Source organism: Loigolactobacillus iwatensis, from assembly GCF_003950295.1.
Classification (GTDB): Bacteria; Bacillota; Bacilli; order Lactobacillales; family Lactobacillaceae; genus Loigolactobacillus; species Loigolactobacillus iwatensis.
The window spans coordinates 27,017-47,744 of record NZ_RHNP01000013.1 but is presented as its reverse complement, the minus strand read 5'-3'; the positions used below and the strand labels follow the sequence as shown (position 1 = coordinate 47,744).

Annotated in this window: 21 protein-coding genes; 17 read left to right on the top strand and 4 right to left on the bottom strand. The window is 37.4% G+C overall.

Translation table 11 applies throughout. The features are described from left to right. Positions 1-5 precede the first annotated feature (5 nt). The gene (trpB, locus tag EKM98_RS05010) at positions 6-1,202 is read left to right on the top strand and encodes a tryptophan synthase subunit beta (protein ID WP_125980991.1); all 1,197 of its coding nucleotides are present in this window, start codon (positions 6-8) and stop codon (positions 1,200-1,202) included. Beyond that, positions 1,195-1,980, top strand: coding sequence for a tryptophan synthase subunit alpha (gene trpA, locus EKM98_RS05005; RefSeq protein WP_125980989.1), 786 nt, complete (start codon positions 1,195-1,197; stop codon positions 1,978-1,980). The genes trpB and trpA overlap by 8 nt, the downstream gene beginning before the upstream one ends. A 133-nt stretch (positions 1,981-2,113) precedes the next feature. Here trpA and EKM98_RS05000 read toward each other — a convergent pair whose 3' ends face one another. Next, on the bottom strand, positions 2,114-2,707 hold the full coding sequence (locus EKM98_RS05000) for a TVP38/TMEM64 family protein (RefSeq protein WP_068279743.1): 594 nt from the start codon (positions 2,705-2,707) through the stop codon (positions 2,114-2,116). Between the two features lie 583 nt (positions 2,708-3,290). Then, the gene (locus tag EKM98_RS04995; protein ID WP_125980987.1) at positions 3,291-3,815 is read right to left on the bottom strand and encodes a hypothetical protein; all 525 of its coding nucleotides are present in this window, start codon (positions 3,813-3,815) and stop codon (positions 3,291-3,293) included. Between the two features lie 446 nt (positions 3,816-4,261). On the opposite strand from EKM98_RS04995, the gene EKM98_RS04990 reads away from it, so the two are divergent. Together EKM98_RS04990 and EKM98_RS04985 are read left to right on the top strand one after the other, a co-directional pair. Continuing rightward, positions 4,262-5,383, top strand: coding sequence for an aminotransferase class I/II-fold pyridoxal phosphate-dependent enzyme (locus EKM98_RS04990; RefSeq protein ID WP_125980985.1), 1,122 nt, complete (start codon positions 4,262-4,264; stop codon positions 5,381-5,383). 78 nt (positions 5,384-5,461) lie between these two features. After that, positions 5,462-5,788, top strand: coding sequence for a hypothetical protein (locus EKM98_RS04985; RefSeq protein WP_125980983.1), 327 nt, complete (start codon positions 5,462-5,464; stop codon positions 5,786-5,788). 220 nt (positions 5,789-6,008) lie between these two features. On the opposite strand, the gene EKM98_RS04980 is transcribed toward EKM98_RS04985, so the two are convergent. Further along, on the bottom strand, positions 6,009-6,473 hold the full coding sequence (locus tag EKM98_RS04980) for a hypothetical protein (protein WP_125980981.1): 465 nt from the start codon (positions 6,471-6,473) through the stop codon (positions 6,009-6,011). 491 nt (positions 6,474-6,964) lie between these two features. Between EKM98_RS04980 and EKM98_RS04975 the strand changes: the two genes are divergently transcribed. The 13 genes from EKM98_RS04975 to EKM98_RS04915 all read left to right on the top strand — a co-directional run bounded on the left by EKM98_RS04975 (position 6,965) and on the right by EKM98_RS04915 (position 19,065). Then, positions 6,965-7,618, top strand: a complete 654-nt coding sequence (locus EKM98_RS04975) for a histidine phosphatase family protein (protein ID WP_164512659.1) — start codon at positions 6,965-6,967, stop codon at positions 7,616-7,618. A gap of 16 nt (positions 7,619-7,634) precedes the next feature. Then, on the top strand, positions 7,635-7,979 hold the full coding sequence (locus EKM98_RS04970; RefSeq protein ID WP_125980977.1) for a thioredoxin family protein: 345 nt from the start codon (positions 7,635-7,637) through the stop codon (positions 7,977-7,979). Positions 7,980-8,138: 159 nt separating this feature from the next. Beyond that, a complete protein-coding gene (locus tag EKM98_RS04965) occupies positions 8,139-8,732 on the top strand; it encodes a GNAT family N-acetyltransferase (RefSeq protein ID WP_068222189.1) in 594 nt (197 codons plus the stop codon). Between the two features lie 315 nt (positions 8,733-9,047). After that, entirely contained in the window at positions 9,048-9,758 is a 711-nt protein-coding gene (locus EKM98_RS04960; protein ID WP_068222192.1) for a response regulator transcription factor, read from the top strand. Next, positions 9,739-11,139 carry a sensor histidine kinase gene (locus tag EKM98_RS04955; protein ID WP_225359786.1) on the top strand — a complete coding sequence of 467 codons (1,401 nt, stop codon included), beginning with the start codon at positions 9,739-9,741 and terminating at the stop codon, positions 11,137-11,139. The genes EKM98_RS04960 and EKM98_RS04955 overlap by 20 nt, the downstream gene beginning before the upstream one ends. Positions 11,140-11,300: 161 nt before the next feature. Further along, positions 11,301-11,447: a teichoic acid D-Ala incorporation-associated protein DltX gene (locus EKM98_RS04950; RefSeq protein ID WP_068222200.1), complete on the top strand. Its 147-nt coding sequence runs from the start codon at positions 11,301-11,303 to the stop codon at positions 11,445-11,447. A gap of 30 nt (positions 11,448-11,477) precedes the next feature. Further along, complete coding sequence (dltA, locus tag EKM98_RS04945; protein WP_068222202.1) at positions 11,478-12,989, top strand: D-alanine--poly(phosphoribitol) ligase subunit DltA; 1,512 nt, start codon at positions 11,478-11,480, stop codon at positions 12,987-12,989. After that, complete coding sequence (gene dltB, locus EKM98_RS04940; RefSeq protein WP_068222205.1) at positions 12,982-14,199, top strand: D-alanyl-lipoteichoic acid biosynthesis protein DltB; 1,218 nt, start codon at positions 12,982-12,984, stop codon at positions 14,197-14,199. The genes dltA and dltB overlap by 8 nt, the downstream gene beginning before the upstream one ends. Positions 14,200-14,225: 26 nt before the next feature. Then, complete coding sequence (gene dltC / locus EKM98_RS04935) at positions 14,226-14,459, top strand: D-alanine--poly(phosphoribitol) ligase subunit DltC (protein WP_125980975.1); 234 nt, start codon at positions 14,226-14,228, stop codon at positions 14,457-14,459. After that, a complete protein-coding gene (gene dltD, locus EKM98_RS04930) occupies positions 14,456-15,712 on the top strand; it encodes a D-alanyl-lipoteichoic acid biosynthesis protein DltD (RefSeq protein ID WP_068279748.1) in 1,257 nt (418 codons plus the stop codon). Before dltC ends, dltD begins: the two co-directional genes overlap by 4 nt. Positions 15,713-15,727: 15 nt before the next feature. After that, positions 15,728-16,909 carry a serine hydrolase domain-containing protein gene (locus EKM98_RS04925; RefSeq protein ID WP_068222215.1) on the top strand — a complete coding sequence of 394 codons (1,182 nt, stop codon included), beginning with the start codon at positions 15,728-15,730 and terminating at the stop codon, positions 16,907-16,909. A 117-nt stretch (positions 16,910-17,026) separates the two neighbouring features. Beyond that, positions 17,027-18,199, top strand: a complete 1,173-nt coding sequence (locus EKM98_RS04920) for a PTS transporter subunit EIIC (protein ID WP_100071685.1) — start codon at positions 17,027-17,029, stop codon at positions 18,197-18,199. A 2-nt stretch (positions 18,200-18,201) separates the two neighbouring features. Next, positions 18,202-19,065, top strand: coding sequence for an alpha/beta hydrolase (locus EKM98_RS04915; RefSeq protein ID WP_125980973.1), 864 nt, complete (start codon positions 18,202-18,204; stop codon positions 19,063-19,065). Between the two features lie 349 nt (positions 19,066-19,414). Here EKM98_RS04915 and EKM98_RS04910 read toward each other — a convergent pair whose 3' ends face one another. Then, the gene (locus tag EKM98_RS04910) at positions 19,415-20,068 is read right to left on the bottom strand and encodes a VTT domain-containing protein (protein WP_068222224.1); all 654 of its coding nucleotides are present in this window, start codon (positions 20,066-20,068) and stop codon (positions 19,415-19,417) included. Positions 20,069-20,728 lie beyond the last annotated feature (660 nt).

The window sequence follows — 20,728 nt, the reverse complement described above, 5'->3', positions numbered from 1 at the left end:
AAAAAATGATTGAAAAACAAAAAAAAGGACGTTACGGCATTTATGGTGGTCAATATATTCCAGAAACGCTAATGACTGAATTAGAGCGAATTGAAACGACCTACAATGAAGCAAAGAATGATCCTGAATTTCAAAAAGAGCTAACTGACCTACTAAATAACTACGCTAATCGACCATCACTGTTGTACCACGCAAAGCGAATGAGTGATGATTTAGGGGGTGCACAAATCTACTTTAAGCGTGAGGATTTAAATCACACTGGGGCCCATAAAATTAATAATGTTATCGGCCAAGCATTGTTGGCCAAGCGTTTGGGGAAAACACGTTTAATCGCCGAAACTGGCGCCGGTCAACACGGTGTTGCTACGGCTACAATTGCAGCCTTGTTCGGTATGTCCTGTGAAATTTACATGGGTAAAATGGATACTGACCGGCAAAAATTAAACGTTTACCGAATGGAGTTATTAGGTGCTAAAGTTCATTCGGTGACGAGCGGTTCAATGGTCTTAAAGGACGCAATTAACGCGGCGATGCAGGAATGGGCTAGTCGGGTAGATGATACTTTTTACGTCATTGGCTCGGCTGTTGGACCCCATCCGTTTCCCGAGATGGTCCGTGATTTTCAAAGTGTTATCAGTCGTGAGGCACGAGCACAAATTTTAAAGGAAACCGGTAAGCTGCCAGATGCGATTGTTGCTTGTGTTGGTGGCGGTAGTAACGCCATTGGAAGCTTCGCGGAATTTATTAACGATCCTAGCGTGCAGCTCATTGGTTGTGAAGCAGCCGGCCGTGGTGTTGATACCGATCAAACGGCAGCGACGCTAGAGAGAGGTTCCACAGGTATTTTTCACGGTATGAAATCTGTATTCCTACAAGATAAGTTTGGCCAAATTGATAAAGTCTATTCCATTTCTGCTGGGCTTGATTATCCAGGTGTTGGACCAGAACATGCTGCTTTAAATGCAAGTGGTCGGGCCCAGTACGTCGGTATCACTGATGATGAGGCCGTTGATGCGTTTGAATACATTGCTAAAACGGAAGGTATCATTGCGGCGATTGAAAGTTCTCATGCAGTTGCATACGTTGAAAAAATGGCACCAAAAATGCGTAAAGACCAAGTAATCATTTGTACTTTATCTGGACGCGGGGACAAAGATGTTGCCTCAATCGCAAAATACCGGGGAGTTGATATTAATGAGTGAACTAGCGAAAGTTTTTCAAAATAAAAAAGCGTTTATCGGTTTTGTTGTTGCCGATGATCCAGACGCAGACAGCACGGTGAAAAATGTGGTTGCTTTAGCAGAGGGCGGTGCCGATTTAGTTGAATTAGGTATTCCTTTTTCTGATCCAGTAGCAGATGGCCCGGTTATCCAAGAGGCCGATTTGCGTGCTTTTAAAGTTGGCGTAACCCCGGATAAGATTTTCGAAATTGTCGCGGCAATTCGCAAGGAAACAGCTGTGCCGTTAGTCTTTTTAACGTACTTAAATATTGTCTTTAAATACGGCTACGATAAATTTTGCGCTCGTTGTCAAAAATTAGGGGTGTCTGGCCTAATCATTCCCGATATGCCTTACGAAGAAAAGGATGATCTGGCACCAATTGCGGCCAAGTATGCTGTTGACTTAATTCCGCTAGTAACACCAACTTCAGGGCACCGAATTGAAAAAATTGTGAAACACGCTACTGGTTTTATTTACGTCGTTTCATCAATGGGTGTCACTGGAACGCGAAATACAATCAAAACGGATTTACATCAACTGATTCAGCAAATTCGACAATATACTGACACACCAACCGCAATTGGTTTTGGCGTTCATACGCCAGAGCAGGCAAGCGAACTTGGCGCAATTGCCGACGGCGTGATCGTTGGCAGCGCGATCGTAAAACTTGTGGCCCAACACGGTACAAACGCGGCGCCAGCCTTAAAAAAGTACGCTCAGGAAATGAAAGCAGCCCTACCAGTTTTAAGTGCTGAATAGCGTAACCTAAAAAAGATAATTGCTCAGGCCCATTTTGAAGGGCTTAAACAATTATCTTTTTTATTTGGATTAGATTGAATAGAAAGTATTTACCTGACTAAGTTAGTGTAAACGTGTATGAAAATTACTAGTTCTAAATAAAGTGGCTCAATAAGGTGCCACCGTAAACTAACACGTAGCTATAGGCGAGAATGGTGGCCGGTTTACCTAAGATAATAATTAAGCTAAAGGTTTTAAGTGACATTTTTGTCAGGCCGGCTAGTAAACACAAAACGTCATCTGGTGCTACTGGTAAGAAAATGGCAATGGCGAATAGCTTAGTAAAGCGATTTTGATTATCAAGCCAACCAATATATTTGTTGTAAATTTTATCGCTGATTAAATGATGGACAAGTGGTTTGCCAAAACGACGTCCTAAAAGAAAGGCAATGATTGAACCGAGAACAATGCCAATGTAGTTGTAGACAAATCCTTCAACTGGCCCAAAGATCAGGACACCAGCCGCCAAACTGATTCCACCTGGAATGATAGGAATCACAACTTGGACAATTTGGAGAACAATAAAAAGCAGTGGACCAAAAAACTTAGCTTGTTCAACTAGGCCCTGTAAGGCAGAAGTATTCTTGAAAACGCCTAATTGAAAACAATAAATTGTAAACCAAATGGAAATTCCAAGACCGGCAAGTGAAATCAAATTAATTAAACGGCGTGACGTCGCTGTACTCATAGGCTTTCCCCCATCCAATGAAAGTAGCGGCCGGGACAAAAGTCCTAGCTTTTTATTTTTTTCGAATATTACTCTAGAACGTGTGCTAAAAGTCTGGGTTCACGTGCCTAACGGAAGTGTTTGAAAAAGCGGTTAGATTCTACTTCACAATTGGGGATTATTAGCCTAGACCGCTAATAATCTTGATGCTACGAACGATGGCCATTCTTGTGGCAAAGTTCGTGCCGCAAGAAACATGGCTCTGAGGGTTAGCCTAAACAGACGAATTACCTTTGAAAAAGGTGATTTGGCTGTTGTAGCTACTATTCCGCAATTGAGGATTATTAGTCAAGTACGCTAATAATCTTGATACTTCATCCGTTGTCCATTCAACTACGGCGAAAATCGCCAAGTTGAAACATGGCAACCGCAGGAATCTGCTTTTTCAAACACGACTACAGCTAATCTAATAACCACAGTGCGGTTATTAGATTAGCCTACGTTACGCAGTAAACCCAAAACCGACTTTTAGCACACTCCGTTTTAAAATTTATACCATATTTTAGCAGCCTGCGCAGCAAATATGCTCAGTCCAAAGTTGGATTTATAATTGATCTAAAGTATAGATCGGTAAACCATTTAGCCAGTCCTTGGGCCGTTGTTTTTTGAGCAATTGCTCCAGTCGCTGATTATAAGTTTCTGGTTGCATTAATTGTTGTTGGCTGATGAGACTACTCAAACGTCGCCAGTAAGCAGGTGCCAATTGGAGAATTTTGTAATCAAGTAAAATACCAGTACTTCCATCAACAAAGATAAAATCAGCGTTTAATTGATCATGATTGGCTTCGGTAGTAAACTTTTGGACATCAAAATTGGTTTCTAAAAAGCGATTATAGGGGGCCAACATCCAATTGAGCGGTGTAAATTGCAATAAATTCAAAATAATATTGTCAGCCTTCGTGACAGTATAGTTGATTTTGCCACTTTGAATGGCTGTGCGTTCATTTAATGTTGGTCGATTTAAGGCCAGAAAAATATTTAAACCATCGTTATTAATTTCGTAAGTGATTTGTTCCTGATAATGAGTAACTGAATCTGTAAGCAAATGACCAATTTTAAATTGTGGCATTTAATAAGTTCCTTTCTTAAATGAAATTAATTTAATCTGTCTCATTTACTTTTCATTTTAACAGTCCTATAATAACGCTAGAGAGTGTTTGAAAAAGCACAGGAAGCTGTTTTTTCAAACATGTTTACACTAAATTAGTTAGATAAACACTATTAAAAGTATTTTCCAAACAGAACGCTAGGAAGTTTTGCTGAAGAGATAAGTACGGTTGCCTTATGAGCTAGAGAGTCCACGTTGCTGGAAGTGGGTAGGCGGCAGCCGAAAAATGGTCTTGGAGAAACCAATTACAGAAAATTAAGTAGTTGCGGTAACCGCCGTTATCAGGTTAAGGATTGTTAGATCCGAAGAGAAAGATAATTTTCTAAAATAAAGGTGGTACCGCGCAGTTGCGCCCTTTGGCATTAATTTGCTGAGGGGCTTTTTTTATTTTAAAGGAGCGAAAAAAGATGGCAAAAGAAAGTAATAAACGATCAATTGAAACAATTTTAGCACAGGCAGGCAATCGAACGGATGATGTAAAAACAGGAGTTGTTTCAACACCACTGTATCTATCAACCGCGTTTCGTCACGCTGGCTTAGGGCAATCAACGGGTTACGACTATTCCCGCGTAACGACACCAACCCGTGATGTTTTGGAACAAACATTAGCTAAATTGGAAGATGCCACTGATGCATTTGCCCTAACTTCAGGGATGGCGGCAATTCAACTAGTGTTATCACAATTTAAAACGGGTGACCGAATTATTACGTCAGATGATCTTTACGGTGGATCTTTTCGTTTTTTTGATCTGTTAACGAAGAATTATGGCATTCAATTTGATTTATGGGATGGACAAAATTTTGATAAGCTACAAGATTTATTACAGCCGACCACAAAGGCAGTTTGGATTGAGACGCCATCGAATCCAACGATGAAGATTATTAGTATTGAAAAGACCGCCCAGCTTGCCCACGCCCAAGGCTCAGTGCAAGTAATTGTTGATAACACGTTTTACACCCCATTGCTGCAGCAGCCACTAAATGAAGGGGCCGATGTCGTCTTACATAGCGCAAGGAAATACCTTGGCGGGCATAACGATTTGTTGGCCGGAGCTGTCATGACGCGCAACAACGAGATTGCTGATAAATTACGGTTTAACTTTATAACGACTGGTGCCAATCTTGATCCCTTTGACTGTTGGCTCTTAATTCGTAGTTTGAAAACGTTGCCTTTACGTTTGGCCAAACAAGAAGAAAATGCTCAAGCAATTGTCCAAACGTTAAAGAAAAATAACGCAATTGACAAGGTTCTTTACCCGGGACATGGTGGAATGATTAGTTTTTACTTAAGTAAAAGCTATAGTGTTGATCAATTCTTACAACATTTAGAGGTTGTTTCGTTTGCTGAAAGTCTAGGTGGCGTGGAAAGCTTACTAACTGTACCTGCAGTTCAAACACACGCTGATATGACGGAGAAACGGCGTCAAGCTCTAGGAATTACGCCTAATTTATTGCGATTATCCGTTGGCATTGAAGGAACGGCCGATTTGATTGATGATTTAGTTCAAGCAATTGCTGCGGCAAAGTAGTATGGTATGATGGCTTATGGAGCGACCCAACCTGTGGTTTAGGCCAGCCGCTCAATAAAATTTTAAAGAGGTTATTTAATGAAACTTTCTGAATTTTTTCAAACGGCTTTAATTGACGGCCAGCCAGTCATGCGTACGGATTACGAACTAGTAGCTGATCGCAAGGCGGCACTGCACATTCCTTTAACAGTTCTTGCGCAGATTTACGATAATTATTTTTATACGACACGTTACGTTACCCAAAATTTTGAATTGAATAAAATGGAAATTGCTGATATTCGTGCCGAAACGGGTGCTTCAATTACCAATGAAAGTTTTCAAAAGGATTTAAAACGAATCGTGGTTGAAGTCGACACTAAGCCAAGCACTAAGCAAGTCAACTTGATGTTTCAAGATACACTCTAAATAAAAGAAATGCGGGAGTGGGATAAAAGTCGGTTTTGGGTTTACTGCGTAACGTAGGCTAATCTAATAACCGTACTATGGTTATTGGATTAGCTGTAGTTAGGCACGTGAACCCAGACTTTTGGCGCACGTTCTAGCATAATGTTCGGAAATAAAAAAGAAGGCTGGGCCAAAATTTGATTTTGGCCCAGCCTTCTTTTTTAGTGTAGATAATTTAATTTTAACGAACAACTAATGAAACTTCCGTTGGTAAATTTGGACGTAGTGCATCAATTAAAACTTCCGTTGATTGACCAAAATTTAAGCGAACGTTACGACCGCGTTTTAGGGTGAAAATGGCAATAACTAAATGGCGTTGACCAGGCATTGGCTGATTGGTTAATGTGATGGTGGCAAGATCACTGAAACGAACGATCGTTGGGTAAAAGAAGCCGTTACCGATAATCCGGTTTGTAGTCAGACCGCCAACACCAGAAATAATATTCATTAGAATAAATCCGGCAACTAAAACTAACCAGATTAAACCAGGTGACGGATACATCATTAATAGAACGCCGAAAATCATGCCGTAAATCAGTGAGCTGAAATTATATTTAGCACGGACGGTAATCTGTGATTGCCAGTAAACTGAGACGGCAATACTGATTAAGATTAAAACATCAAAAAATAGCCAAAAAAAAGTCATGTTTGTCCTCCTTGTAAATAGGTTAAAGCTAGGGAGTGTTTGGAAATGCACAGGAAGCGGCTCTTTCAAATATGTTTAGGCCAAATTGAGTAGAAAAACTAACAAAAGTAATTTTTAGTACGGCCTGGGGAGCACTTCCTAGTTTGTTATTTATCGTTTTAAATACTGAAGAATAAAGTTAGTTGTAAATGTTATATTGCGGAGCAACAAAAACTAAAAAGTGACTAAAACATATGATCTAACTCTATAAAATCATTATACCGGTTTAACGTCAATTAGAAACCTTTCTTAATGTAATCTTTTAAAGCTGATTGACGAATACCACAAAAAATGTCGCTAATTAAAGTGACATTTTTTCAAACATGATCTAATTTAGTCACAGAAGTACTTAAAAAAATAATTTCGGAACATTAGGCCCAAATTTTGTTTTGCATCTTTGCCGATAAATTACTATGATAGGCAGAGATAGTAAAAGAAATGGAGATAGTGACATGACGACTTGTTATTTTATTCGCCACGGTGTTACTCAAATGAATGCTCAAGGTCGTGTAAATGGGGCCCTAGTTGATACACCTTTAATGCCAATTGGAATTCGTGGTGCTAAGGAGGCCGGCGAGTCCTTACAGAACATTTTATTTGATCGTATTTATGCCAGTCCGCAAATGCGCGCGGTTGCAACTGCCGAAGTAGTGTTGCGGCAGAATAATGCTCAACTAGAAACACCCCAACCAATTCGTCTAGCTGAACCATTGCGTGAAATGAGTTTAGGCGATTGGGAAGGGCACCGAATTAAAGATTATACTGACCACCCCCAATATTATAATTTTGTACACGCACCAAGTGCTTTTAATCCAGCTAGTTTTAATGGCGAACCTTTTCAAACAGTTGTTCAGCGTGGTGTCGGTTTTATGCAGCAAGTTGTCTCGGCTGATAACGACCAAACACTTCTTTTTGTTGGGCACGGAACGATGTTGACAATCTTAATGCGTAGTTTATTAGGGGTGCCCTACGATCAATTATTGGCGGATGGCTACATTGATAACACCAGTATCAGTGTTTTGACGACTAGTGACGGTCGGCAATACAAAAAAATTCGGTGGAATGATACTAGTTTCTTAAGTCAACCAGTTTACAACCATTTATAGAAAGTGATACTGAAAAATGGCCAAGAATATTACTGATAAAAGCTTTGTCACGGCGACGGCGGCCGGTTTTATTTTGGTGGATTTTTGTGCGGCATGGTGTGCGCCATGTCAGAAGATGACCCCAATTCTACTAGCTTGCGAGCAAAATATTTCCGCATTAAAGGTAGTTCGCTTAAATGTGGATCAGAATCCACAAAGTACCAAGGCGTGCGGCGTTCAGGGCCTACCAACGTTAATGATTTTTTGGCAGGGAAGGCCTTACCAGCGGGTCACGGGCTATCAACCACAAGCCGTTTTATTACCCCACCTGCAGCAATTAGAGCGAGAGTGTTTTGAAAAGCGCCCTAAGTTAAATAATTAGTTTTCAAGAAAGCGCTTTAATCAAGGCTATCTTTTTGACATGAATTTCTTCCTTAGCTATACTAATAATTACATACGATAGGTCATGAACAGTAAACTGCATTTAATCCAATCATTAAATGTGTTTGTGGATGCCGAGGTATGATACGGAGGGAATTTTTTGATAATTAGAGAAGCACAGAAAGATGACGCGGGCCAGATCGCCCCACTTATCAATCTTATTTATGACGAAATGCAGTTGGAAGAGCTCGAAGACGTTCCTGACGGTGACCTGCTGAAGGTCATCAGGGCCGCTTACCAAACGGATGCTTATCTGTCTGGTAAGGCAACGACCGTGGTGGCCGAAATTAATCACCGAATTGTTGGGGTAGCATTTGGTTATCCTGATGAAAATGAGGACGCTGTTGATGCTGTTATGACGCGCCTATCCGCTAAAAACGCTGCTTTTGCTGTTGAGCCTTTAGAGCTTGAGTCAGAAACTTTTACGGATGAATGGTACTTGGATTCGATTGCTGTGGATCCAAATTATCAGGGGCACGGTATTGGCGGTAAGCTTCTAAAGGCATTGCCGAATTACGTTCAACGTGACGACATGACAACAATTGGTTTGAATGTTGATTTTGCTAATCCTAGTGCAAAAAAATTGTACCAGCGCTTTGATTACGAAACTGTGGGGACAAAGTTAATTGGCGATCATAAATATTACCATATGCAGCTGGACCTTGAACCAACGAAGGCTGTGATGGCAAGTTAGCAACTCTATTTACTTGGCGAGTGACGACTATAAATAAAATTTAATAACAGATAAAAATGGCGACTGCAGTAAAATTTTATTTTGCTAGGAGTTGCCATTTTTGGCGTTAAATATTTAGATTAGAGCTTGTTTATTCGTCAGAAAATATTAGTAGAAGTAATTTTTAAGACTTTTTAGCCGAATCGTTTATGTCGCAGTAATGTTTCTCAAAGGAGCATTGACTTTTTTTACTGTTTCACTTTATAGTCCTAGGTGAGTGTAATTGCAAAGTATGTGTAATTTGATGAAATGAGTTGGATTGAGGAGAAGTCTAAAATGAGAAGAACAATTTTATTAGTTGAAGATGAGGAAAGTCTAATTTCTTTTTTGCAGACGGAGTTGAAATTTGAGGATTATGCTGTAATTGTTGCCAGAGATGGTAAAGAGGCCTTGACCGATTACACGAGTAAATCCAGGCAAATCAATTTAATTTTATTGGACTGGATGTTGCCAAAGTTAGATGGATTAGAAGTAATGCGACGAATTCGAAGGCACGATGATGTGCCAATAATTATGATGACGGCACGTGATTATGTTGGAGATAAAGTAGCTGGACTAGACAATGGTGCGGATGATTATATTACAAAACCATTTGAAATTGAGGAACTATTAGCACGTATACGAGTGGCCTTAAGGCGAGATAAAAAACAAAATAACGCATCCCAAACAAGTTATAAAATAGCCGATTTATTGCTTGATACAAAATCTCGTCAGGTTCGTCGAGCTGGTAAAGTAATTCAATTGACCCAACGAGAATATGATTTATTATTAAGTTTGATTAAGCATAAGGAAGAAACTTTGACTCGTGATGAGCTCTTGAATCTAGTGTGGGGGGTAGATTTTCAAGGGCAGTTAAATATCGTTGATGTCTATATTCGTTATTTACGAAATAAAATTGACTTTGAAAATAAGCCGTTAATTCATACTGTTCGTGGGGTAGGTTATACACTGAGAGACGATAATGTTAATGAAAAAAAAGAAAAATAGTAATACAAATGCGGCACAGATTACTAAATCATATGCCATTATTTTAATTCTAATTACATTATTAATGAGCAGCTCAATTATTACCATCGTTGGTTATCGATTAGTCAGTAATAAACGTAAAGATGCCGAGTCTTTGATGATAGTTTTAAAACGGTCACTCGTTGATAATAAACCAGATTGGATTCTCTGGAGAAGCGAGAGCACACTTGATACGAGTAATACTTTTGTAAAAGTGAAAGTAAATATTCCTAATCAAGCGCAAAAAGAGTTTTACTCACCTCACACTAAAGCATTCTTAAACGAAAAATTTCATTCATGGCCACTGTTAAAAAATATTCAATATCGATCTGAACAAGGCGTTTATTATCACACAGTTGATTATGATCGTAGTGGTCACAATACTAACGAACAACCAAAAATTAAATATGAAATTTGGTTAAGCTTAAATAATGTTGTTCATCTTTTTGAAGAAATCTTAGAAACAATTAGTTTGATAGTAGCGTTTAGCTTTTTAATCGGATTATGGTTCATCTCTAGATTGGCACAGCGACTTAATAAGCCATTAGTAGATTTGACGACAGCAACTCACAAAATTAATAACACTGAAAACATTACCTACCATGAATCGCTACCAATTTTTGATAATCCGCAAGAGGTACATGATTTAAGTATTGAATTTAATCGATTGCTGGGGACACTTAATAAACAGGTGCTACATGAACATCAATTTGTTTCAGATGCCTCACATGAATTAAGAACACCATTGGCGGGGATTCGGGGACATATTAGTTTGATTCACCGACATGGCGAAAAGCATCCTGATATAGTACCTACATCACTGGCCTATATTGATTCAGAATCCTTGCGAATGCAGCGATTGATTGAAAATCTATTACAATTATCGCGAATGGATCATGCTAAATTGGAATTGAAACATTTCAATTTAAGCAGTTTATTGAGCAAGATTTGCAAGAATTATCGGCAACAAATTACGCAGCATTTGATTTTGAAGGACACGAATAATATTATTGTTTATGCTAATCAGGATAGTGTCGAGCAGATTATAACTGCATTATTAGATAATGCGCATAAATATTCACCTGCTAAGTCGACCATTAGTATTGAAGTAACCGATCGATTTAATGATATTCAAGTTAAAGTTAATGATGAAGGAGCTGGAATCAAGGGTCAAGATAAGTGGCACATTTTTGATCGCTTTTATCGTGCAGATCAATCTCGTTCTCAAAAAATTAATGGTTCAGGACTTGGGTTAGCAATCACGGCACAGTTGGTTGAGCTGAACCATGGCGAGATTAAAGTACAAGACAATGTACCCCATGGCAGTTGTTTTGTTGTAACTTTAAAAAAGAACAAGAGCTAATTCTGAGAATCCTTAAGAATTTGTTCAGAAATTATGAGTAGAAGCCTTTCGCGTACTGATTACAATAAGAATTGTAATTAATACTTGAAGGGCTATTTTTATTGGTAAGGCAATTTGATTTAAAGGTTAATATTTTAAAGATAAAAAGGGATGAAGTTTAAATGGCACGTTTGAAAATAATAGTGACTAAGCCGTGGGTTAAATTTATTTTACAAACCATTTTTTATTTTTTGATATTGTTAGTTTTAGTTTATTTATATGGTTATAGCGGTATTAACAATAGCAAGTTTATCTACAATGAATTTTAAATAACATGTTTTTTGGGAGATGAGAGAGCTATGACAATGGATATTATTAAGGCAATTGATGAGATTGCTCAAAAAACGCCAACCGCAATTGCATATGATTATTTAGGCAAAACTAATACTTATCGTGAACTAAAAAACTATTCGGATGCATTGGCTGGTTATATTGATGGGTTGAATTTGACCAGTGGATCACCAATTATGGTTTATGGTGATCAAACATTTTCAATGATTGTGGCATTTTTAGGGTGTGTCAAATCCGGGCATGCCTATATTCCAGTTGATCAACATTCACCTAAGGATCGGCTTACAATGATTCAGAATATTGCCCAACCAGAGTTAGTGATCGCTATCCAACCCTTGCCGGTGAAATTGCAGGCAGTTAAGACGATTGAGATAGCAAAGTTAGAAGCGATTTTCCGACAATCTAACCAGTATCCGTTGACCCATTCAGTAAAAAATAATGAAAATTTCTATATTATTTTCACTTCTGGAACCACAGGTAAACCAAAAGGTGTTCAAATTAGCCATCGGAATTTATTGAGTTTTGTTAATTGGTTAGTCAGTGATTTTAATGTTCCTGAAAGGCCAGTGATCTTATCTCAAGCACCATATTCATTTGATCTATCAGTGATGGATTTGTATCCCACGTTGGTCATGGGGGGAACGTTGCAGGTACTACCCAAGGAGGTAACTGACAACTTTAAATCGTTATTCGAGACGTTGCCTAAGCTTGCATTAAATGTCTGGGTGTCTACACCATCGTTAATTGATATTTGTTTGCTCGAACCAAGTTTCAAACAAAGTAAATACCCCGAATTATCTCATTTTCTATTTTGTGGTGAAGAATTAACCCATCAAACTGCAGTTAGGTTAAAGCAGCGCTTTCCAGATGCTCTAATTTTTAACACTTACGGGCCGACGGAGACAACCGTTGCCGTCACTGCAATTGAAATTACTAATGCAATACTTGATAAATACCAACGGTTGCCAATTGGATATGCCAAACAAGATACTACTATCAAACTTGATAACCTGAATGCGCAAAATCAGGCTGGTGAGATTATTATTAGTGGTCCAAGTGTTTCAAAAGGTTATCTGAATTCTCCTCAAAAAACTAAACAAGTCTTTTTGGGGGAAAGTCAACAATTCTATCATACTGGTGATTTGGGAACGGTTGACGCAACTGGTTTAGTATTTTACAAAGGCAGAATCGACTTTCAAATTAAATTAAACGGTTATCGAATTGAGCTAGAGGAAGTTAATCATTATTTAAATCAACAAGAATTGATAAAATCAGCAGTGGCAGTGCCTAAATATAATCGACAGCATAAAGTTACGGCGCTGAACGCCTATGTCGTTTTACAAAATAATACTAGCAGACCTGCATTTGAAGTGACAAAGGCCTTAAAACAGCAACTGCGGCAAGAAATGATGGCGTACATGATTCCACAGCGATTTGAGTACCGTTCCTCTTTGCCATTAACGATCAATGGTAAAGTCGATATCAAGGCCATGATTAAAGAGGCTAACTCAAATGATTAATTTACAACCGTATGGCAATCCGATGTATTTTGTTTATTTATTAGTGGGATTATTACCACTAATGATTGGTTTATATTTTGGTAAGCGATTCGTTGTTTACCAAACAATCATTTCCGCGATTTTCTTACTTCTAATTTTTGGTGGTTCAAAGTGGCAACAGGGATTGGCGCTAATCGGATATATTGTTTATCAGTTTATAGTTGTTGGCGGTTATGCTGTGTATAAAAGACGTGCCAATCAAACGTGGGTATTTGTTTGCACAGTGATACTAAGTATTATTCCTCTTGTAATTGTTAAAATCACACCAGCAATTCAGGTGGGTCGCCAGTCTTTAATTGGCTTTTTAGGGATTAGCTATTTGACGTTTAAATCAGTGCAGATGGTTATGGAAATGCGGGACGGAACGATTAAAAAGTTTGATCCAATTATGTTTGCGCGATTTTTACTATTTTTTCCAACTATCTCCTCTGGGCCAATCGATCGGTATCGGCGTTTCCAGCATGATTATATACAGATACCAGATCGTAAACATTACCTCCAAATGTTGGACAAAGCAGTTCACTATATTTTCTTAGGTTTTCTATATAAATTTATATTGAGTTACTTATTTGGGACAATGATGCTTCCTAAGATTGCACATATTGCAATTATGCATCGAGAAGCGTTTTTTCACACTGGGATTTCTCTAGCACTAGTTGGTTATATGTACACTTACAGCATGTATCTATTTTTTGATTTTGCTGGTTACAGTCTATTCGCAGTTGCTGCGAGCTATTTAATGGGAATTGAGACACCAATGAATTTTAATCAACCATTTAAAGCACATAATATTAAAGATTTTTGGAATCGTTGGCACATGACTTTGTCCTTTTGGTTCCGTGATTTTATTTTCATGCGTTTGACATTTTTTATTATGAAACATCGTTTGATTAAAAATCGTAAGCGAATTCCACAAGTAGCCTATTTAGCCAATTTCTTGATTATGGGCTTCTGGCACGGCGTGACTTGGTATTATATCGTTTATGGACTCTTTCACGCTGGGGCCATCATTATTAATGATTATTGGTTAGGATTTAAGAAGAAGCACCGGCAGTTACCACATAATCGATTAACAGAGGGAATTGCAATTTTTATAACGTTTAACGTTGTTTGTTTTAGCTTTTTAATTTTTTCCGGTTTTTTAAATACACTTTGGTTTTCAGCACGCTAAATTCTATAAAATAAGGGGTAATTAATATGGGTACAAAACAAACAGTAGTAGATATTTTAAAAGATTTAACAGGATCAGATGTTAGCGGTAATTTAGACGAAAATTTATTTGATTCAGGAATGATCGATTCTATGGCAACAGTAGAACTATTATTAGAATTACAAGAAAGGTTTGGCATTGATGTACCGGTATCTGAATTTGATCGCAGTGAGTGGGATACACCTAATAAAATCATTGCGAAGGTGGAATCAATGAAATGAAGACAAAAGGTAAATTATGGTTGATATTTGGGCCTGTGATAATTGCCGCTGGGTTACTGATTCTACTATTATCTTTACCAATTGGATTTGGACATTTTAATTCACAGACAGAAAAAAAGGCGGCAGTTTCATTATCTCCGAAAGTTTTTCGGGGACGCAAAATTAAACAGCAGGCGTTAGAAAATGGTTACGTTCCCTTTTTTGGTTCCTCAGAGTTGTCTAGGCTAGACGAATTTCATCCATCAGTATTGGCCGCAAAATACCATCGTTCTTATCGACCGTTTTTGTTAGGTAACGCTGGATCGCAATCATTAACGCATTATTTTACAATGCAAAATTTAGGAACGCAATTAAAAGGTAAAAAAGTAATTTTTATTATTTCACCACAGTGGTTTACAAAGGAAGGGCAGCGTCCCGATGCTTTTGGTTTTTACTATTCACCATTGCAAACAATTGATTGGATTATCAATGCTAAAAATGATACTGCTGATCGATATGCGGCCAAACGATTACTTGAAATGCCATCAGGTCGTTCTAGCGAAATTGGTGAGGCGGCACTTGAAAATGTTGAACATGGCAAACCTGTTTCTGAATTTCAAAAAATGTTTTTAAAATTTAAAGAGACAATTTTATTAAATGAAGATTCTTTATTTTCGCGTTTCCAATTGAATAATAATTTAGCTAAGGTTCAAAAAGGTGAAAAAAGTTTGCCCGCACATTATTCGATTAGCAAACTAAATCATTTAGCGGTAAAAGTTGGACGTCGTGAAACAACCAACAACAAACTAGGCATTAAAAATACATTTTATAAAACACGATTGAGTGGTAATCGAATCAAAGACCTAAAAGATTCGCAAACTAAGTTGGATTATCGTCGGTCACCAGAATATAGCGATTTTGAACTTGTGCTAAATCAGTTTGCTAAATGGCACGTTAACGTACAATTCATTATTCCGCCTATCAATGCTCGTTGGGCTGATTACACTGGTTTATCTATACCTATGATTCGGCAAACAGATCAGAAAATCGAATATCAATTAAGGCAACAAGGATTTAATAACGTGTTGGACCTATCTGATTATGGTAACGAAAAGTACTTTATGGAAGACACAATTCACTTAGGCTGGCGTGGTTGGTTAAAGGTTGATCAAACAGTTAATCCATTTTTGACGAATAAACAACCACAGCCGAATTATATAATTCAAAATAGATTTTTTTCTAAAAACTGGCAAAATACTGTAAAAAATGAATAAAAGGGGCTGTTGGCCTTGTTAAATCGATCTCGGCTAGCCAAAATATTCTTCACTGTCGTGGCTGTTTTGATTGGCACACTTTTATTTAGGGGTACTGTTAATGCGCATTGGCAAAATGTGAAGGCAAGAAAAGTAGGTTTGGTCAGTAGTGAAGTTGATTCAAAGGCTCAGAATAAATTAGTGCAAACATTAACCCACGAAAATTATATTGGTTCTGCCGAAATGTATAAGAATGGGAAAAAAGTAGCCAGTTATTACTCCGGTTATTCTGACGCTAAGAATGGCATTAAAAATTATAAAAACACCATGTACGAAATTGATTCTATCCAAAAATCTATTACTGCTGTTCTGATAATGCAGCAAGTGGAGAAACATAGGCTAACATTATCAGATCGATTAAGTATGTTTTATCCAGGTATTCCTGGTAGTCGAAATATTACAATTCGTCAGATGTTAAATATGACTTCTGGACTGTCTATGCAAGGTTCTGTTGGACCGAATGCTGTTAAATCTGATTCAGAGATTATTCAGAGTGATATTTCGCGAGTGCGCTATCACAATGAGATGAATGGCAGATGGGATTACCAGGCGGTTAATTTTAATTTTCTATCTGGTATTTTAGAAAAGATTACACACCAAAGTTACCAACAACTATTTTATGGACAGATCATTAAAAAATTACGCTTGAAACATACGGCGTTTGCCTATGATTTACCAAATTGTATTTCATTAGCAAGTGGTTATTATGGAAAAAACGATATTCCGGAAGTGTTAATTTATACTAAGCCTAGTGGTAATGATGCGGCCCTAGAACATGATGAACTGGGGACTGGTCAGGTTTATATGAGTGTTGGTGATCTTTATCGTGTTGAAAGTGCAATTTTGGCAGGAAAAATAGTTTCGGCACAATCTTTACATCAGCTCTACCAAGGCGGATCAAATACTAAATATGAGGCGGGTTTTTATACACAAGGGCGCGTCAAATTAACTAACGGTGCCGGATATGGTTTTGAATCTTCAATTCACATTAGTCCAAATGGAAAAAATGCAATTATCTTACTAAGTAATTATCAAGAACCACTGTTTAAGGTAAGAAGTTTAGCAAAAAGCTTTGATCAATTGTTAATTAATACGCGTTTTATGGCTAAATACAAGGAGTCTGATTTCTTTTCAAATACAGTTGAAAAACAGGTTTGAAATTTATTTCAGGAGGTTAATTTGGTATATTTTAAACAGAAATTAGAAAATAATTTGGTTAATTTTAGCAATAATCTTAGTAAACGTAGATTGTACCAAGTAACTATAAGGTCATTAATGACCGCCTTTCCAGTTGTTACATTAGGGGCATTCATTGCTTTAGTTGACAAAACAATTTTTATTCCAAACGGCTTTTTTAATCAGCTTTATCATGTTAGTAGGTGGTTGCCAAATTATGTTTCATTTAGTAATTTCTTTTCTAGCTTGGATATTTTAATTAATAATTTGGTAGTGATTTGGATTGCCTTTTTAGTGGCCGCTAATGCCGCCAAATTAAAACATCAAAATGAATGGTTAGCCGGAATGATCAGTGGGACATTTTTATGGGTGTGCAATAATCAATCGCTATTCACGGGTGAAACTAAGCATGGTACGTTGAATTTAACGTTAAATTATAGTGGTGTAACACTTCACGGTATCTTTGAAGCAATTATAATCGGTCTTTTTGTGAGTTGGTTGTTAGGACGCTTTGTTAGGCATCAACTGTTAGCAATACTTGTTTTTACGTTAATTGTTGCCAGCATAGCAGCGGTATTTTATGCAAATGTAGCCAACGGTTTTACGGAAATGCCAAGTACGATATTTACACAGTTAACTGCCAATTGGGGTACAAATATTTTTCTGTTACTAGTTATTGTTTTAATTAGTAATTTATTAATGATTATTGGGATTTCCGGGCCGCTCAATTTGGCTGATGGACACAATGATGCAATATTCTCGGTACAAAATTTGAATTATGCATTGCAGCACCATCATTTAGAAAATATTCCGTATCCAGTTAATTTACATGCCATATACGACACTTATGCTTTTGTCGGTGGCGGCGGAATGATGTTGGCCTTGTTAATTGCGCTATTATTGCGATCGCATAATCACCGCTTACAGTACATGGCTAAAGTAAGCTTCTTACCCACTTTCTTTAATTTGAATTCACCCTTATTGATTGGTATGCCGGTTTTATTTAATCCGTTACTAGTAATTCCGTTGGTCATTACACCAATCGTAGCGTGTCTAGTTGCTTGGCTATTTTTTAGCCTACATTTGATGCCAGCAGCTGTTTATCCAGTCCCACTGACAACACCTGGATTCTTGAAGGGATTTTTAGCAACTGGCGGTAATTGGGTAGCATTATTGGTTGGAATACTCAATTTGGGCATTGCAACGGGTATTTATTTACCTTTTGTGAGGCTAAATGATAAATATAACCTAACTAGTAAAGTTGGCGATTGAGTATGAAAGAAAAAAATTTTTGGTACGGATTATTGCTTGTATTATTTACAATGATTATTGGCGTATCAGGATATCAATGGCAGAAGAAATCAATTGATTTACAGCAAACTCATTTTCAATCACCGATGGATCCCATTTTCCTAGTGCCAGGGAGTTCAGCAAATCAAAATCGATTTGATTCTCTTGTAATATTGTTAAATAAACGTAGCTTAAAACGCAGTCTTTTAAAGGTTACCGTACAAACTAATGGTCAATTAAAATTCAGCGGTCATTTAAAGCCTAGAGATAAACGGCCATTTATTGTGGTAGGCTTTCAGGATAATCACGATGGCTATGCTAATATCAAACGACAGGCCAAGTGGTTTAGCATTGCTTACCAAAAATTAGCCAGGATGTATCATTTTAATCATTTTTCTGGAATGGGGCACTCCAATGGTGGATTAGTTTTGACGTTCTTTTTGGAAAAATATTTACCGAAAAATAATAAAATTGATCGATTAATGACAATTGCAACACCATTTAATTTAGAAAAAAAGACGTCCAAAAAAACGCCAATGTTGAAAGACTTGATTGCACATAGGAATAGACTGTCAAAAAAAATGAGAGTCTATTCAATTGCAGGAACTGAAAATTATAAAGGAGATGGAATTGTTCCCTTTATAAGTGTTGATAGTGGCAAGTATATTTTTCAAAATCAAGTAGCAAATTATACCGAAATTATCGTGACGGGTGCGAATACTAATCATTCTGACTTGCCAGAAAATAAACAAATTGTTAATGTAATGGGCCAATATCTGTTACGGGAAAATATACCCAAGGCTGATCAACAGCAAAATCGGCCGCAACTACAGGTGCCAAATTATTAGGAGAATTGTTTTAACTGCTTAGATTGTAAATAATTAGAGATTAGGTTATATCTGTGGCTGATATAATTCCCCTATAGTTGACAAATGAAATAATGTGAGTTTGTCAACTATAGGGGAATCCTTTATATCTATTGCAAAGATGTGAGATAAATTTTTAACCATATCACTTTATCAATAAATTTGATGTTATTTGCGCAGATCATGAATTGACCCATTATAAGGTAAAATAAAGGAACGATTTCATCCTGATATTAACAAGATGAAATCGTTCCTTTAGAAGGTAAAACTAATCCAAGTTTTCAATTTAGTTAGTATTAATTAAACTTTTTTAACGCCAAGTATATTATTTTTAATCAATTTTTTCTTTCGGAGATGTTTTACCCTTAATGAAGCCAACAACTGCTGGAATTAAGGAAACCACAATGATGCCAATAATAACGGCCGAGAAGTGTTCTTTGACAACTGGAATGTTACCAAAGAAGTAGCCGGCGCCGGTACAAAGTGCAACCCAGGCAATGCATGCAATCCAATTATAACGAATAAATTTACGGTAAGGGAAGCCCGCACCAGCAGCAACAAACGGAACAAAGGTCCGAATGATGGGCATAAAACGAGCCAAGATAATTGAAACGGCCCCGTGCTTTTCAAAAAATTCTTGGCCCTTAGCTAGACTGTCCTCATTAATAAAACGGCGGAACCACTTGTAACGAGAAAGGAGTCGCTCTGCATTATGGCCAATCCAGTAATTTGAAGAATCACCTGCCATACAGGCAATGAGAAATAGCAAGATAAATACCCAGATATTTAAATGATAAATGGGGTTGGCGGCAAGGGCGGCCGCGGCAAATAGCAGTGAATCACCAGGGAGGAAGGGAAGAATGACAACGCCAGTTTCAACAAAAATAATGGCAAAAAGAATAAAATAACTAGAATTGCCAAATGTGTTAACGATTGTAATCAGGTGGCTGTCAATGTGTAAAACAAAATCAATCAAAGCGCTCATAAAAGCGATCCCTCCAGTTCGGACTTTCGTAATATTATTAATTAACTAGCATCGAGTGTACCAGAGATTAAGTTATTTGTCGTTAGCCGTTTTAGTTATTTATAAAAATATAACGTTTAAATGAAAAAAAGTGTGGCCATGAAGTGGACCCCCGTATTGGACTAAAATCTAATACCGGGGGGAGTTGCTTCAAGAATACATTTTTTAATACACGCCAACTTTAAAAATATTCAGCAAAATAAAAAAGCGATCACATAGTGACCGCTTAACACAGACCAAGCCTCTACAGTTGTATGACTTATTGACTCCACAATCAAAAAGTCGCTGCTCGTTATAACGAAAAGAGGTGGCCTGTATCGAATGACCACTAATAACTACAAGTAGTTATCGTCCCCTCGGACTGCCGCTTGTGCGGAACACTAGACATCACTATCCAATGTTTGGTTTACTCGACTCATCGCATAAAATTAGTTTAGCACAACTAAATAAAAAAGCAAAATTTAGTTGTTTATGGATGACTAGAGTCTTTAATGAACCGGCTCTTATCATTTTTTAATCATTCTATCATAATTATTTGCTAGGATATTCTTTGAAAGCACGAATAGGCGGTTATTTTTTTGTACATTAATGTATGCGCTTTATTTGTAGTACTGAATTAAA

Coding starts and splice junctions, on each gene's coding strand:
- trpB (WP_125980991.1), top strand. CDS start 6: ATGATTGAAAAACAAAAAAAAGGACGTTACGGCATTTATGGTGGTCAA.
- trpA (WP_125980989.1), top strand. CDS start 1,195: ATGAGTGAACTAGCGAAAGTTTTTCAAAATAAAAAAGCGTTTATCGGT.
- EKM98_RS05000 (WP_068279743.1), bottom strand. CDS start 2,707: ATGAGTACAGCGACGTCACGCCGTTTAATTAATTTGATTTCACTTGCC.
- EKM98_RS04995 (WP_125980987.1), bottom strand. CDS start 3,815: ATGCCACAATTTAAAATTGGTCATTTGCTTACAGATTCAGTTACTCAT.
- EKM98_RS04990 (WP_125980985.1), top strand. CDS start 4,262: ATGGCAAAAGAAAGTAATAAACGATCAATTGAAACAATTTTAGCACAG.
- EKM98_RS04985 (WP_125980983.1), top strand. CDS start 5,462: ATGAAACTTTCTGAATTTTTTCAAACGGCTTTAATTGACGGCCAGCCA.
- EKM98_RS04980 (WP_125980981.1), bottom strand. CDS start 6,473: ATGACTTTTTTTTGGCTATTTTTTGATGTTTTAATCTTAATCAGTATT.
- EKM98_RS04975 (WP_164512659.1), top strand. CDS start 6,965: ATGACGACTTGTTATTTTATTCGCCACGGTGTTACTCAAATGAATGCT.
- EKM98_RS04970 (WP_125980977.1), top strand. CDS start 7,635: ATGGCCAAGAATATTACTGATAAAAGCTTTGTCACGGCGACGGCGGCC.
- EKM98_RS04960 (WP_068222192.1), top strand. CDS start 9,048: ATGAGAAGAACAATTTTATTAGTTGAAGATGAGGAAAGTCTAATTTCT.
- EKM98_RS04955 (WP_225359786.1), top strand. CDS start 9,739: ATGAAAAAAAAGAAAAATAGTAATACAAATGCGGCACAGATTACTAAA.
- EKM98_RS04950 (WP_068222200.1), top strand. CDS start 11,301: ATGGCACGTTTGAAAATAATAGTGACTAAGCCGTGGGTTAAATTTATT.
- dltA (WP_068222202.1), top strand. CDS start 11,478: ATGACAATGGATATTATTAAGGCAATTGATGAGATTGCTCAAAAAACG.
- dltB (WP_068222205.1), top strand. CDS start 12,982: ATGATTAATTTACAACCGTATGGCAATCCGATGTATTTTGTTTATTTA.
- dltC (WP_125980975.1), top strand. CDS start 14,226: ATGGGTACAAAACAAACAGTAGTAGATATTTTAAAAGATTTAACAGGA.
- dltD (WP_068279748.1), top strand. CDS start 14,456: ATGAAGACAAAAGGTAAATTATGGTTGATATTTGGGCCTGTGATAATT.
- EKM98_RS04920 (WP_100071685.1), top strand. CDS start 17,027: ATGACCGCCTTTCCAGTTGTTACATTAGGGGCATTCATTGCTTTAGTT.
- EKM98_RS04915 (WP_125980973.1), top strand. CDS start 18,202: ATGAAAGAAAAAAATTTTTGGTACGGATTATTGCTTGTATTATTTACA.
- EKM98_RS04910 (WP_068222224.1), bottom strand. CDS start 20,068: ATGAGCGCTTTGATTGATTTTGTTTTACACATTGACAGCCACCTGATT.